Below are 15,102 nucleotides of genomic sequence, written 5' to 3' on the forward strand. Positions count from 1 at the left end.
CTGCCGCTTCAGGCGGCGAGTTTGGCGCGCTCGGCGATTGCCGCGGCGGGTGGAGCGGCGGTGTCGACGCCCATTTCATTCAACGAGAAAGCCGCCGCCTCGACGACGCGGCGCATGACATGTTCGTCCATCTGGCCGATGCAGCCGACGCGGAAGCTATCGACGGCGGTCAGCTTGCCTGGATAAATGATGAAGCCCTTGTCCTTCATCAGGTCGTAGAACCGATCGAAGGCGAAGTTGGCGTGGGCCGGGTTGAAGAAGGTGACAATGATCGGCGACAGCCAGCGATCTTTCAGCAATGTCTCAAAACCGAGCTCACGCATGCCGGCCACCATGACGTCGCGGTTCCTGGTGTAGCGGGCGCCACGGCCGGCAACGCCGCCCTCGCCCTCGTGCTGGCGCAACGCTTCGAGGAAGGCGGCGACCACATGCGTCGGCGGCGTGTAGCGCCACTGGCCTGTCTTGTTCATGTGCGCCCACTGCGCGTGGACGTCGAGTGACAGCGAGTGGCTGCGGCCCTTGGCGGCCTCGAACTCGCTCTTGCGGGCGATGATGAAGCCGAAGCCCGGCACGCCCTCGATGCATTTGTTGGCGGACGAGACCATCGCCTCGTAACGGATCTCGTTAACGTCGAGTGGGATGGCACCGAAGGCGCTCATGGAATCAACCAGCAGCTTGCGGCCCTTGGCGTATACGACTTCAGCAATCTCGGCGACGGGATTGAGGATGCCGGAACTTGTCTCGCAATGGATCGCGATCACATGCGTGATGGCGCCGTCGGCCTCAAGTGCTGCCGCCACTTCGTCGCCGCGCGGTGGCAGGTAGTCGCCCTTGTCGATCAGCGTGTAGGCTCGGCCGAGATACTGCATGGTCTGCGCGGCGCGCAGGCCATAGGCGCCGTTGGCCAGAACCAGAACCTTGCCGTCCCTGGGCACGAACGAACCCAGCATCGCTTCGACGCAGAAGGAACCGCTGCCTTGCATCGGCACGCAATCGAACTCGCCACGCGCATCGCCGGTCAGCGCCAACAAGCGGCGGCGCATGTCTGATGTCATGGCGCGGAAGTCGCCGTCCCAGGACCCCCAGTCCCGCAGCATAGCCTGTTTGACCGAATAAGCCGTGGTGAGCGGTCCCGGGGTGAGCAGATACGGCTCACCCAGCGCCGGGCTGGCCAGCGGCTCCGCGGCAAATTTCGTCTCGGCGAGCATATTGTCCTCCGCAAGATCTGCTTTTCGATGTCGCCTAATTCTTGGTCCGAACGATATATTTGTAAAATCGTTATTTTGTATCGACATATCGATTATTACGATGGTAACAATTGCAGCTCGCGAGCGGCGAATGCCTCCCGTCAGGCCAGCGCGGCAGCTATTGAGTCCGCGGCCTCACCGCTTCTCGCCAGCCGGCTCTCAAGCAGATCGCCGCTTTGCGTCAGCAGGGGATAGGCGACCGAGGCCATCAGCGAGTTGATTTCCTTCAGCGCCCTGACCGCCTCCAAATGGATGTCGCTGGTATCGACGCTTTGCGTCATTCCCGATTGCAGGCGCTTGAGGTGACGGTCATGGCTCATGCGTTCCGGCTTGCGCATCCGCTCCTTCTCGACGACGAGTTGCCGCGCCGAAACAAGATCGCTCGACACCAGCACGTTGAGCGCAAGCTGCATGTTGGCCATGACACGGTTGTGAAGCCCGGCCAGTTCGCTCCAGCCGGCGCGTGAAAAGCGCAGATTCTTGTCGCGCAGCTCCTGGGTAAGCACGAGCAGGTTCTTGGCGACGATATCGCCGGCGCGTTCGAGATTGATGGCGAAATCGGTGAGTTCTACGCCGCGCTGGGCCTCGGCCGCGGTCATGCTGCCGCGATTGACTTCGGCAATGTAGAGCTTGATCTCGGTGTGCGCGCGGTTGACGTCGTCATCGAGCTTCTGCGCCTTGCGGATCTGGTCTGTGGTGCCGGCATCGAAGAAATCCATCACGGGTCGAAGCATCACCTCGACGACCTCGCCCATGCGCAGCAACTCGCGGGTCGCGCTTGCCAGCGCCAGACCTGGCGTGCGCATGACGGTGCGGTCAAGCGCACTGGTTCGGCGCGACATGAGAAGATCCCTGCCCTCCTTCACCTTCGCCGCCGGCCTGTCGGCAATCAACAGCGTGACCAACTTTTCCATTGTGCCGGTGAAGGGCAAGCAACAGACGACCAGTGCCAGATTGAAGGCGAGGTGCAGATTGACCAGTTGCCGGCCCTCGGTTGCGCCGAACGAATGCGTCGGAAACATCACGACCTGAAGCACAAACAGAGCGGCGAGTGCCGCCGCGCCACGGAAGATCAGATTGCCGAGCGGGACACGGCGCGCCTCGACAGGTTCGCCGCGCGTCAGCCACACCGCAATCAGTGCACCGCCGCAATTGGCGCCGAGGATGAAGAACAGACCGACCTCGACCGGCAAGACGCCTTGCGCGGCCAGCGTCACGAACAACAGGATCGCCGCTACGCTGGAATGGATCAGCCATGTGAACAGGGCAGCGGCGGCAAAGGCGGTGAAGTAATCGGCGCGCAAATAGGAGATCACCAGGGGCAGCAATGCGCTCTGCCGCATCGGCGCGGTCGCCTCCCCGATCATGTGCAACGACAGCAGAACAAACGCCACACCCATCAGAATGCGCCCGCCTTGCTTGATACCGCGCGCCTCGAACTTCAGGGCCATCGCGCCGCCGACCAGGATCAACGCCGGCACCAACCAATTGAGGTCGAAGGACAGCACCTGCACGACCAGTGCCGAACCAAGGTCGGCACCAAGCAGGATCGCCAGCCCGGCCGACACCGAGATCATGCCGCTCGCGGCAAATCCGGCAGCCAGCATGGCGACGGCGGTGGAACTCTGCAGCAGCACGGCGAGCACGGTGCCGGCGCCCGCTGACCTGATCCGGGCGTTGCGCGCCTGTCTCAAGGCACCGCGCAACGCCGGACCGCAGGCCCGCTCGGCGCCTGTACGCACCATGCGCACAGCCCAGAGCAGGAGCATGACGGCACCCGCCAGATGCAGCAGGATGATTGAAAATTGCATGGCGCGCCTCCGGTATTCATGGCCGCAAGACGTCGACCTCATTCAGGCTGAGGCTCGGCTAAACATAAGTCAAATCGTTCGTTTCGATCTTTCAGTTACTATACCTTATGGTAATCTGCTGTCTATCTTGGCATCTCGGAGGCACGGGAAATGCGCTATGTTCAGCTTCGGGCCTTTCACCAGGTGGCAATCTCAGGTGGCTTTTCGCGGGCTGCAGAAGCGCTGTTCCTGACCCAGCCGGCGATATCCGACCAGGTCCGCAAGCTCGAGGAAGAGTATGATGTGCTGCTGTTCAACCGCAACAAAAAGCAGGTGACGCTGACCCATTCGGGCCAGAAGCTGCTCGAAATAACCCACCGCATGTTCGACACCGAGCAGCAGGCGCTCGAGTTGCTGACGGAGTCGCGCGCGCTGCGCTCCGGCACGCTGCGCATCGTCGCCGATGCGGCGCATCATCTGTTGCACATCCTGGGCAGCTTCCGGGCCCGCTATCCGGGCGTCCAGGTTTCGGTGCGAGCCGGCAACACCGAGACGGTGATCAGCAGCCTCTTCAGCTACGACGCCGACATCGGCGTGCTGGGCGAGGTGCCGACCGGGCGCGATTTCGAGGTCTTGAAACTCAACTCGACGCCGATCATCGCCTTCGCCTCCGTCGACCATCCGCTGGCCGCGAGCAAATCGCTGACCCTCAAGCAGCTCGCGCAGGAATCACTGGTCATGCGCGAGCGCGGGTCGAAGACGCGTCAGAAGCTCGAAGACCTCGCAGCCGCTTCAAAGATTGAACTGAGGCCCGTGATCGAGGCCGAAGGCCGCGAAGCCGTCCGCGAAATCGTCGCCTCGGGCGCTGGCATCGGCTTCGTCTCGGCGGCTGAATTCGGCCAGGATTCGCGGCTCGTCCCGATCGCCATCGAAGCGCCTGAGACGCTGATGGACGAGGCGCTGATCTGCTTGCGAGAACGCAGCGGCGGCAAACTCGTGCGCGCCTTTCTCGACATGGCGCGCTCGATGTCGGTGGATTAAGCTGCGACCCTTATCTCCACCACATCGGCCTTCACCCGCTCCGACTTCGGATCGTAGGGGCTGCGCAAATGCGGTGTCGCGGCATGGCGATCACCAGCTAGGTCGATCTCGAACCGGCCGCCGGTGAGAAACGCTGCGTCGACGCCGGTCTCGTTCTCGATCAAGCCGAGCGCCACCGAACGGCCAAGCGTGTGGCCGTATGCCGCCGAGCGGACCTCGCCGACCGGTTTGCCGTCGCGCAGGATCAGTTCACCGCCCCAAAGCATTGGTTCGGCATCATCGAGCGTGAACAGCACGATGCGCCTAACCGGTGCCGCTGACGGCTTTACCTCGACCAGCGCTTCGTGGCCGATGAAGCCATCAGGCTTGTCCATCGCGACAGCGAAGCCAAGCCCGGCCTGCCAGGGGTTGATATCAGGCGTCAATTCACGACCCCAGGCGCGAAAACCCTTTTCGATGCGCAAGGCATCGAGCGCGTAGTAACCGGCATCGGTCAAGCCGAATTCGTGACCGGCCTCATGCAGCGCCTCATAGACGCCGACGGCGAATTCGGTCGGCACGATCAGTTCCCAGCCGAGTTCCCCGACATAGGTCATTCGATTGGCATAAGCAGTGGCGTAGCCGATATCGATCTCGCGGATGGTGGCAAAAGGGAAGCCGGCGTTGGAAAGATCAGCCGAGGACAGTTTGCCCAGCACATCGCGCGATCGCGGCCCCATCAACGCCAGCACCGCGTAGGACGAGGTGACGTCGGTCAGGATGGCATGGGCGCCAGCAGGGGTGTTCTTCACGATCCAGTCGGCATCGTGCACCGCTTGTGCGGAACCGGTGACGATGAGGAATTTTTCCGCGCCCAGCCGCATCACGGTGAGATCGCTTTCGTAGCCGCCACGGGCATTGAGCACGCCTGTGTAAACGGACGCACCGACCGGTACGTCGACATTGCCGGCGCAGATGCGGTTGAGCACGGCGCAGGCATCGCGGCCCTGGACGAGAAGCTTGGCGAAGGAAGTCTGGTCGAAAATGGCGACGGCTTCACGCGTCGCCTTCATCTCGCGTCTGACCGCCCCATGCCAGTTCTGGCAGCCTAAGGCGTAGTCGTTCTCGGCTTTCTCTCCTGGAGCGGCAAACCAGTTGGCGCGCTCCCAGCCCATTTTGGAGCCGAAGCAGGCGCCCTTGGCGGCAAGCCGGTCATAGAGCGGCGAGCGGCGGAAGGGCCGTGCGGTGTCGAGTTCGCGGTTCGGCCAGGGCATGGCGTAGTGCAGGCCGAGCGTCTCCTTGACGCGGTCATGCAGCCAGCGCGGATTGTTGTTGAAGGAGGCGAAGCGCCTGATATCGACCGGCCACAAATCCATGGTCGGTGCGCTGTTGACGATCCATTCGGCCAGCGCCCTACCCGCGCCGCCGGCGCTGGCGATGCCCATCGAGTTGAAGCCGGCGCCGACATAGAAATTTTTCAGCTCCGGCGTCTCGCCGAGGAGAAAATTGTTGTCGGGCGTGAAGCTTTCCGGGCCGTTGTAGAATTTCTTCACCTCGGCCTGCGCCAATTGCGGCACGCGGACAAGCGCGTTTTCCATCAGTATCTCGAACTGGTCCCAATCGTCGGGCAGCAGCGCGAACTCGAAATTTTCCGGGATGCCGTTCATGCCCCACGGTTTGGCATGCGGCTCGAAGCCGCCCATCACCAGGCCGCCGACCTCTTCCTTGAAGTAGATGAAACCATCAGGGTCACGCATGACAGGCAGGTCCGGATGCACGCCCTCGATCCTGCCGGTGACGATGTACATATGCTCGGCCGAATGCAGCGGCACCGATACGCCACACATCAACCCGACCTTGCGCGCCCATTGGCCGGCGCAGTTGACGACGATCTCTGCGGCGATGTCGCCACGGTCCGTCTCAACGCCGCAGGCAACGCCGTTTTTTACCGTGATCCCGGTGACCTTCACCCGCTCGAAAACTTTCGCACCGCCGTTGCGCGCGCCCTTGGCGAGCGACTGTGTCAAGTCCGTCGGAATGGCCTTGCCGTCTCCCGGCAGCCAGACGGCGCCGACCAGATCGTCCGTCGCCATCACCGGCCACAGATCGGCCGCCTCTTTCGGCGAAATAACATCGATCTCCACCCCTTGAGCACGCGCCGACGCGGCCGTACGCTTCAGCACTGTCATACGGTCTGATGTGCGCGCCACCGACAGCGAGCCGCAATTCTTCCAGCCGGTGGCAAGACCGGTCTCGGACTCCAGTTCACTGTAGAGCTGGGTCGAATATCGGATCAGGCTGGTCATGTTGGCATGGCTGCGCAATTGCCCGACAAGGCCGGCGGCATGCCAGGTGGTGCCGCCGCTGAGTTGGCCTTGCTCGAGCAACACGACATCGGTCCAGCCGAGCTTGGTGAGATGATAGGCGACCGAACAGCCGGTGATGCCGCCGCCGACAATGACGACGCGCGCTTGCGTGGGGAATTCGTTTGCCATGGGACATCCTGCCGTTTTGACACCGGCTGGATCATAGCAGGCGAATCCCAAATATCAACACATAATGCCACAAAATATCACATTAAGATGCAACCATCAGTTCAGGTCCTTTGCGCACCACCGCTTCCGCGATATCAGCCTGCGGCTTCGCATCGACGATCAAGCCGGCGGCGCGCTGGAAGTTCGGGATCCTGAGCGGCGTCAGTTTTGCGAACTTGCTGCTGTCGAGAACGAAGTAGGTTTTGGCTGCGAGCGCGATCATCCGTCCGCGCTGTTCGGCGCCCGCGCGGGTGAAATCGGTCACTTCGCCGTCGGGCGAGAGTGCGCCACCGCCGAGGAAGGCGATGTCGACGCGAAAGCGCGCCATTGCCTCGGGCATGTCGATGCCGGCGGCCGCTTCCTCGCCGGGATCGATTTCGCCACCCAGCATATGCACGCGCATGCCTGGAATGTGGCACAGGTGAAGCGCAATCGGCAGGCTGGCCGTACAGATGGTGAGATCGCGCAGGTCGCTCATGGCTTGCGCGACGGCCAGCGTCGTGGTGCCGGAATCGAGGAAAACCACCATGCCGTTGTGGATGAGTCCTGCGGCCGCCCTGCCGATCGCGGCCTTGCCCCGGGCATTTTCTCGGCTGCGCAAGTTCATTGCCGGCTCACTCGGCTCGAAACGGGCGGCGCCGCCATGCACGATGCCGAGCTGTCCCTTATCCGACAGCAGCTTCAGGTCGCGGCGGATGGTTTCGCGCGAGACATCGAAGAACCCGGCAAGTTCGGCAATGCTAACGGAACCTTGGGCGCTGAGGCGCTTCAGGATCTCATCGTGTCGCCGCGTGGCGAGCACGCGCATCTGCTGACTGTTCTCGGGAGACACTGGACCCTCACGTGACCTTGATGTTGTAATATGTGGCAGTGGCCGAGAGCCGAGGCAACCGCCACCGAAATCTAAAACACAACTTCAACGCCGCCAAAGATTTCGTGAGAGCCATCTTAGGCTAGCTAAACCGTCCGCACTGAAACATCATCTGAAGGCGATTTTTCTCTACCGAGGACGTTGACGCCGCGTGGCCGCTGAAAAATTAGGCTTTTTATTTTAAAGGGAAAATCGATCAGAAAATATATTTGAGATTTCGCCAGGCAGTCGATTAAGGGAAAAGCCTTTTTCCCTCGACTATCGGGATCAATCGGACGATTTCAACCTCTCGCCACCCGGCGACATGCTCGCTCCCGTCTTGAAAAGTACCGTCATCGATGCACTTTGAGGTCCGGGGTTTGTGCTATTGCTCTTCGGCAAGGTGGAGAGAATCGTCTTCTCGGCGAAAATAGATGTCCTACAAAGTGTCGACGACGAGTTCGTTCAGGCCTTTGGTAGAGGCCTTTTTTTGGCTGATGCCATGGCTGTTTTCCCTTTTTTCAGTGCCTCACAAGAGGAGCGGACGAGAAACCAGGTTGCGGCAATGCTGTCCCATTGAGATTGGACCAGCATGCCAAATGGGCTTGTGGCCGGTATGCGCAGATACGAAATCGCGCTTCGTCGAATTCCGACAGTGAAGCTTGGACAGATCGAGGTCGCCAACGATGTCCAGAGCACCATGCACAATGTCCAGATCTCCGGCGCCAAGCCGGCTACGCGAAGTCTATCCAGGACCGCTCTTTCGCCCGCTTTGAGGTCTCGTTGCCCGCGAGGTAGACTGCTCGCATGACCTTCAGGCTTATCTTGCTTGGCACCTCGGCCAGCGTGCCCTCGGCCGAGCGCAATCACCCGGCGCTGCTCGTTGAAGCCGGCAGTCAGCGGGTGCTGGTCGATTGCGGGGAAGGCACCCAGCGTCAGCTTCTGCGTAGCGGCGCCGGATTCAGGCGACTTGATCGCCTGCTCCTCACGCACGCGCATCTCGACCACGTGCTCGGGATTCCAGGCTTGTTCTCGACGCTTCGGCTTCGGCATAGCGAGGACCTTGTAATCATTCATGGCAGCGCCGACACCCTCGACGTCGTCGCCCGCATGCTCGCTGGCCTTTGGGGTGAGGGACGCGCGCCGATCCCGCTGCAACTCGTGCCGCTTGTCCCCGGACGCGTGTTCGAGGTGGATGAGTTCACGGTCGATTGCTTTCAAGTGCGCCATCGCGACACCGACAGCTACGGCTTCATCTTCGAGACGCCGGCGCGCCGTCATCTCCGTCCGGACCGCTTGGCAGCTCTGGGCGTGCCAGACGGTCCGATCCGGAAGGACTTGGCCGAAGGCCGCCCAATTTCTCTCCCCGACGGCAGAATGATTGCTCCCGAAGCCGTCCTCGGACCACCCGAAGCCGGCAAGAAACTGGTCATTGTAGGCGACGTCGAAACCACCGATGGATTGGCCGACCAGGTGAGCGGCGCCGACCTGCTGGTCATCGAAGCCACATTCCTGGAACGAGATGCAACGATGGCGCGCGACTACGGACATCTGACAGCTGCGGAGGCAGCTTCGCTGGCAGTGACCAGTGAGGTAAAGCAGCTCGTTCTTACGCACATCTCCGGCCGCTATCGCGACGAAGAAATTCTGGCGGAAGCCGTCCGGACATTTACGAACAGCCTTATCGCAACGGATTTCACGACCCTCACCGTCTAGTGACAGAGGTATGACGTTCAGAATTGGCATCATCTCGGATACGCACGGCTTGCTGAGGCCGGAGGCGGTGCGTTGCCTGGCCGGGGTCGACCACATCATTCATGGGGGAGACATCGGCCGCCCCGAGATCATCACAGCGCTTCGCGGTATCGCACCGGTTACCGCAATCAGAGGTAACGTGGACACCGGTGGGTGGGCTGTGGAATACGCAGAAACCAAGCTCGTACGCCTCGCCGGGCGAGCAATCTACGTGCTTCATGATCTCAAGACGCTGCAGATCGATCCGGTTGTCCAGGGCATCGATTTGATCGTGTCCGGTCACTCGCATGTGCCGAGGATGGAGACAGTGGATGGCGTGCTTTATTTGAATCCGGGCAGCGCTGGCCCACGACGGTTCAAGCTGCCTGTCACCCTTGCGACGGTCGACATTACTCGGGGCGGCATACAGCCCTCGATGCGGAGCTTGGTAAACGGCTGAGCCAATTCAGCGCACACTTAATATACGTCCGCGCCTATATCCGACTGTCTCCTGGATTTATCACAAGATGGCCAGGCGCGCCGCAACGCGGAGAGAAGCATTTTTCAGGACTGGTTAGCGGGAGTTCTCGCCGCGGGCGGTGGTGGACTGCTCCGTCATTTCTGGCGAAACGCTGAGTGGAACGACACAACCAGCGGGCCTAAAATGTAGTCGAGTGCCGTGCGTTGGTCGGTAACGATCATGACTGACGCCGGCATGCCCGGATAAAGCGCGATCTGTGAGGCCGCGGCCAATTCCACTGGATCGACCGCTATGTCCGCGAGGTAATAGGGAAAGCCGGTTTTGGTGTCGGTAATGCGATCCGCCGAAATGCGGGTGACGCGTCCATGAATTGTGGGTATCGAACGCTGCTTGTATGATGTGAAGCGAACTTCGGCGGCCATGTTGGGCCGCAGGTTCGATATATCCTCGACGCGAACCTGTGCCTGGACGATCAGCGAGTTCTCGGTCGGCACGATGTCGAGGATGGTCTGGCCCGGCGCCACGATCGCACCGATCGAAAAGACGCTGAGATCCATCACTTGGCCATCATAGGGCGCGCGCACTTCGGCCCGGTCCATGGCAGCCCGGGCGGCGAACATCTTGGGTACGAGGTCGGAAAGATTCGATTGCGTATCGATCAGCATGGCCGACAGCTTGGTCCGACGCTCATTGGTCAATTGGGCGATCTGGCTCTCGAGTTCGGCTTTGCTCTGTTGGCTGCCGCCGATTGCGCCGAGGTTATCGTCGATCAGGCCTTGCAAATCCGAGGCGGACCTTTCCAGTTCCAGGATGCGTGGCCGGGTCGTCAATCCGGCCTTGAGCAGCTTCGACAGGCTGGCCTTCTCCTCGATCGTCGACTTGAGCTGAGCCTGGTAGGATTCGACCCGAGACTGCTTGCCCCGTATCTGCTCCTCGAGCTCAGCAATGCGACGCTCGAGTATCTGTTTGGCGCCGGCCATCGAGGCACGCTGGGTTTCCAGATCGGCGATCTGATTGGCCATCGCATCCTTGAGGTAGTCCTCGTGCTCTTTGAGAGTGTCCTCGGGGAAGGCAACAGCCTCGCTGCCGTCCAGTTCGGCCCTGATCCTAGCATCGGTCGCGCGCAAGAGCGCATATTGCTGGGCATAGAGATTGAATTCGGACCGGGTCCTGGTGTCGTCCAGCTTCAGCATTATGTCGCCTTTCCTGACGACGTCGCCATCCTTTACCCGGATCTCTCTCACCGTACCGCCGTCGAAATGCTGTACGCTCTTTCGATTGCCTTCCACCTTGACGATGGCGTCGGCGAGCACGGCGCCGTTCAGAGGGGCAAAAGCTGCCCAGCCGCCGAAAATTCCGAAAAAGGCCATTATGATCAGCAGACCGATATAGGCCGGCACCCGGATGGAATCCGGAGCCGGGATGCCGGCCTCGCCGGGCAGGCTATGGTAAGTGAGGGCGCTGTCACTCATCGAACTCTCCGACCACAGTTCATTGGGTCGCCACCGCGATTGGAGCCGCGCGCTGGTTGAGCAGCGCCACAATCTCGTTTCTCACCCCGAAGGCGTCGACGGCGCCATCGCGCAACAGCAGGATCTTGTCGACATTCGCCAAGGTCGAGGGCCGGTGCGAGACGATGATCACCGTGCTGCCGCGGCGCTTCAGCTCAATCGCGCAGTCAGTCAGCGCGCGGTCGCCATCAGCGTCTAGATTGGAGCTCGGCTCATCGAGAATGATCAGTTTTGGCGTTCCGAACACCGCCCGGGCAAGAGCGATCCGTTGCCGGTATCCTCCCGACAGCACTGCGCCGCCTTCGCCGATCTGAGTCTCGTAACCCTGCGGCAGGCGAATGATCATCTCGTGCACGCCGGCGAGCCGCGCGGCATCGATCACCTCCTGGTCGACATTGGTCTTGAAGCGGCCGATGTTGGCCGCGATCGTATCGGAGAAGAGTTCGATATCCTGCGGCAGGTAGCCAATGTGATCACCGAGTGCGTCGTGCCCCCATTGCGACAGGTCGGCACCATCCAGCCTGACTGTGCCGCGGCTGGGTTGCATGACGCCGGCAAGGTGGCGCGCCAGGGTAGACTTGCCGGCGCCGGAAGGGCCAACGATTCCGAGCGCCTCGCCAGCCTCCAACCGAAACGACACGTCGCGCAGAAGCACTTTCTGCTGGCTTTGAATTGCAAAGCTTACCTGCTCGACGGAGATCGTGCCGCTGGGCTTGGGCAGGTTGAACGCTCGTTCGTTCCGAGCGCCCCCGTCGACCAGCTTCTCGACCCTTGCAAACGCTGCCCGAGCCAGGATCAGGCTGCGCCAGAGGCCGACGATCTGCTCGACAGGCTGCAACCCCCTGCCCAGCAGGAGACTCGCCGCAAACATGGTGCCGCCGGTAATCTGCCTTTCGATGACCAGATACGCGCCGAGGCCGAGGATCAGCGATTGCATGGTGAGCCGCAGGAAGCGGATCAGGCCCGACATCAGGGCGGCACGGTCGCTTGCCTCCGCCTGGCGCCGCAGTGCCAGGTTGCGGTCGCGGCCCCAGCGGCGGATGAGACCGTCGATCATCCCCATGGCGCGAACGACTTCCGAGTTCCTGAGGCTCATTTCGGTGAAGTTATAGTTGTTCGTCGCCAGCTCGTTGGCCTGCTTTAGCGGCGAGCGCACGAGATACTCGTTGAGCACGGCCATGCCTATCAAGAGCAACGAGCAGCCCAATGCGAAGAAGCCGAGCCACGGATGCAGCAGGAAGATGATGCCGATATAGATGGGCGACCATGGCAGGTCGAACAGGGCGTGGATGCCGCTGCCGGTGATGACCTGCCTGAACGTATCGAAGTCGCGGATTGGCTGGCTGGGCGAGGAGCCGGGCGACGGAGTTTCGACGGACGCGGCGAGGATCTTTGCCGAAAGCAGCCGGTCGAGCCGCGCGCTGGCGCGTGTCAGGATGGCGGCGCGCACAAGGTCGAGGCCGGCAAGAGCCAGGAAAGCGGCAAGCAACACCAGGGTGAGCATCACCAGCGTGGTCTCGCTGCCGCTGGTGACCACCCGGTCGTAGATCTGCAGCATGTAGAGCGGGGATGCGAGATAAAGCAGATTGATCGCCAGGCTGAACGCCGCCGCAAACAGGAAATAACGGCCGCAGGCGCGAAGCGCTTCCCTCACCACCTTGGATTTGCTGTCGAGACCCAAAATACCTAGCGGAGAACCGCCCCCTGTCCAAAATGCATGCCCGAACCCGATACTACTCCCGATCCTTCAACGGGCCACCCGATGCGCACGTAAAGCTTCCGTAAACCTTAATTCGTAAGCTAAACGCTCGGCCGGCGCAGAAACCGGGCGAGCCGCGCGTGATTGCGGGCTCGCTCTCTTCCCGTCACAGGAACTCGCTCGTCCCCCCGGCTACGCCCGTCAAAGTGAACTCCGGATTGTAGGTAACGACGGTATGGCCTTCGCCATCATCGGCAAGCTTGAAGCTGTTTGCATCATAGGTGCCGAGCAAATGCAGCGTGGCATTGTGGGCGCCGTCGGAGACCGTCAACGTGCCGCCGCTGCCGTCCTGGCTGGCCTGATAGGCAACCGTCGTGCCGGTGCCGAACAAGACATCGTTGAGGTCCAGCTTGTCGTCGTTGGTGATGCCGCCGATCCGTCCGCTGTAGTCGAAGGAATCGTCGAGTTCCAGCGTGCCGGCCGCGTTCTGCGCGAAGGTGACATCCGTCGACGACGCTGCGCCGAATTCCAGCTTCGACAGGTTGCCGATCGTGGCATCGCCGTCGCCGGTGACTTCACCGTGGATGACGATGTTGCCGCCGTTGGCCGAGAGCATGCCGGAATTCGCGATCCCGCCGGCGACGATCAAGCCGCCCGAACCGGTTGCCTCAAGCGTGCCGGAGTTGATGACGACGCTGCCGCCGGTGTCGATGACCAGGGCGTTGGTGCCCGAAGCGATGATGGTGCCCCTGTTGTCGAGGCCGAGCATACCATCGCCCAGCTGGCCGGCGCCCGAGATCGTGTTGTCTATATTGGTCAGCGAGACGTCCGGACCGGTGCCGGAGATGACGTTGAAGGCACTGTCGGACAGGTCAATCTGTCCGCCGCCTTGCAGGGTCACCCCATGCTGGATGACCTGCAGCAGCGTATCGCCGCCGGCCGAGTCGAGCGAGATGAGGCCGCTGTTGTTGACTATGCCGCTCAGCGGCAGCAGAGCGCCGTCGCCGATCGTCATGGTGCCCGAATTGTTGACCACCGGTGTCTGGTCGAAGACGAAATTGCTTCCAGTCAGCGCGCTCGAGTGGACGCCGTCCAACGTGATCGACTGTCCATCGCCGAGCGTTATCACCGCATTGCCGTGGGCGTCATCGGCGATATGCGTCTGGAGGTCGGCGAAATCCGCCAATCCGTTATAGCCGATGAGATCGATCTGGTCGGCCGCCGCATCGAAATTGTGCACTGTGTCGGCGCCGATCGGTTGCGAGAAGACGAACAGATCGTTGCCGCTGGAGCCGGTGAGCACGTCGTCGCCCGACCAGGCGAAGATCGGCGAGCCCGGCGCGTAGGCCTCGACATTGTCGGCGATCAAAACATTGGCCATGCTGCCGTCGGCATTCGTCCAGTATTCAGTGATATTGAGCGTTAGAGCACCAGTGTAGCCGTCGGGCGAGATGATAGAGAGAGTGGCGATGTTGTTAGTCTGCACCGTCCAAGAACCGTCGCCGTTGTCAACGCCTTCGCTCAGGCTCCAACCCAGCGGAACGCCCGCAACTGTTACTGCAATGTCACCATGCACAGTTCCCGGATCTGTTAGAGCAAGATTAATAAGCTGCCCCGCAACCCCCGCAGGGGCCACTTTCTCATTCGTCGATGAGGTTTGAGCTGTTGCCCCAATATTACCGGAAATGTCGGTGTAGGACGCTGTGACAATCAACCTTCCGTTATCTTTCCCACTCGAACTGCCACCAGAATAATCGAGTTGAAGGGCCCAGTGGATGTTGTCCGCTGTTGTCAGGGATATGACCTTCACGGGGGTAGAGGTGGCGCTGAGTGTTACTGGGGATCCAGAACCGTTAGTTTGCCATTGAAGGTCGCTGGCATCGAAGTTGCTTACCGCTTCTGAGAACGTGATACTGACGTCCGTGTAGCCACTGGCATCCGGGTTAGGTGTTAAGAATACAATTGAACTTACTGTGGGTGTGGTGGTGTCGATGATAGCCGCGTAGCTGGCCGAGACGGCACTGGTGTTGCCGGCCACGTCAGTCTGCGTCGCCGTGAACTGATATGTGGTGCCGTTCACCAGAACGTTGCTATCAATTTTGCTCCAGTTGCCGCTGCCATCCGCCAACGCCGTGCCGATGGACACGCCGTTCTGGAACACCGTGACCGTGCTGTTGGCCTCCGCCGTTCCGTTGATCGTCAGTGAGGTGTCGTTGGTGATGTGGTCGCCCACTGT

Annotated in this window: 10 protein-coding genes; 3 read left to right on the forward strand and 7 right to left on the reverse strand. The window is 61.3% G+C overall.

What is annotated here, in order from left to right; genetic code table 11:
• Window positions 1–8: 8 nt before the first annotated feature.
• Both M653_RS0121835 and M653_RS0121840 read right to left on the reverse strand, forming a co-directional pair.
• Window positions 9–1,208, reverse strand: coding sequence for a 2-aminoethylphosphonate--pyruvate transaminase (locus tag M653_RS0121835; RefSeq protein ID WP_027145263.1), 1,200 nt, complete (start codon window positions 1,206–1,208; stop codon window positions 9–11).
• A gap of 140 nt (window positions 1,209–1,348) precedes the next feature.
• Complete coding sequence (locus tag M653_RS0121840) at window positions 1,349–3,058, reverse strand: Na/Pi cotransporter family protein (RefSeq protein WP_027145264.1); 1,710 nt, start codon at window positions 3,056–3,058, stop codon at window positions 1,349–1,351.
• A 150-nt stretch (window positions 3,059–3,208) separates the two neighbouring features.
• On the opposite strand from M653_RS0121840, the gene M653_RS0121845 reads away from it, so the two are divergent.
• A complete protein-coding gene (locus M653_RS0121845) occupies window positions 3,209–4,078 on the forward strand; it encodes a LysR substrate-binding domain-containing protein (RefSeq protein WP_027145265.1) in 870 nt (289 codons plus the stop codon).
• On the opposite strand, the gene M653_RS0121850 is transcribed toward M653_RS0121845, so the two are convergent.
• The gene (locus M653_RS0121850) at window positions 4,075–6,552 is read right to left on the reverse strand and encodes an FAD-dependent oxidoreductase (protein ID WP_027145266.1); all 2,478 of its coding nucleotides are present in this window, start codon (window positions 6,550–6,552) and stop codon (window positions 4,075–4,077) included. The genes M653_RS0121845 and M653_RS0121850 overlap by 4 nt on opposite strands.
• A gap of 82 nt (window positions 6,553–6,634) precedes the next feature.
• Entirely contained in the window at window positions 6,635–7,399 is a 765-nt protein-coding gene (locus M653_RS0121855; protein WP_156938243.1) for a DeoR/GlpR family DNA-binding transcription regulator, read from the reverse strand.
• 849 nt (window positions 7,400–8,248) lie between these two features.
• Here M653_RS0121855 and M653_RS0121865 point away from each other — a divergent pair.
• Together M653_RS0121865 and M653_RS0121870 are read left to right on the forward strand one after the other, a co-directional pair.
• Window positions 8,249–9,157, forward strand: a complete 909-nt coding sequence (locus tag M653_RS0121865) for a ribonuclease Z (RefSeq protein WP_027145269.1) — start codon at window positions 8,249–8,251, stop codon at window positions 9,155–9,157.
• A gap of 10 nt (window positions 9,158–9,167) precedes the next feature.
• A complete protein-coding gene (locus M653_RS0121870) occupies window positions 9,168–9,635 on the forward strand; it encodes a metallophosphoesterase family protein (protein WP_027145270.1) in 468 nt (155 codons plus the stop codon).
• Window positions 9,636–9,790: 155 nt separating this feature from the next.
• Here the strand turns inward: M653_RS0121870 and M653_RS0121875 are convergent, their stop codons facing one another.
• From M653_RS0121875 to M653_RS01000000133165, 3 genes are all read right to left on the reverse strand, one after another.
• Entirely contained in the window at window positions 9,791–11,128 is a 1,338-nt protein-coding gene (locus M653_RS0121875) for an HlyD family type I secretion periplasmic adaptor subunit (RefSeq protein WP_027145271.1), read from the reverse strand.
• Window positions 11,129–11,147: 19 nt separating this feature from the next.
• On the reverse strand, window positions 11,148–12,821 hold the full coding sequence (locus M653_RS0121880; protein WP_245262263.1) for a type I secretion system permease/ATPase: 1,674 nt from the start codon (window positions 12,819–12,821) through the stop codon (window positions 11,148–11,150).
• Window positions 12,822–13,032: 211 nt separating this feature from the next.
• Window positions 13,033–15,102, reverse strand: a 2,070-nt coding sequence (locus tag M653_RS01000000133165) for an Ig-like domain-containing protein (RefSeq protein ID WP_245262264.1), incomplete at its 5' end; no start/stop codon positions are given.

Origin of the sequence: Mesorhizobium sp. WSM3626 (assembly GCF_000513935.1) — a bacterium.
In the GTDB taxonomy this organism is placed as follows: Bacteria; Pseudomonadota; Alphaproteobacteria; order Rhizobiales; family Rhizobiaceae; genus Mesorhizobium; species Mesorhizobium salmacidum.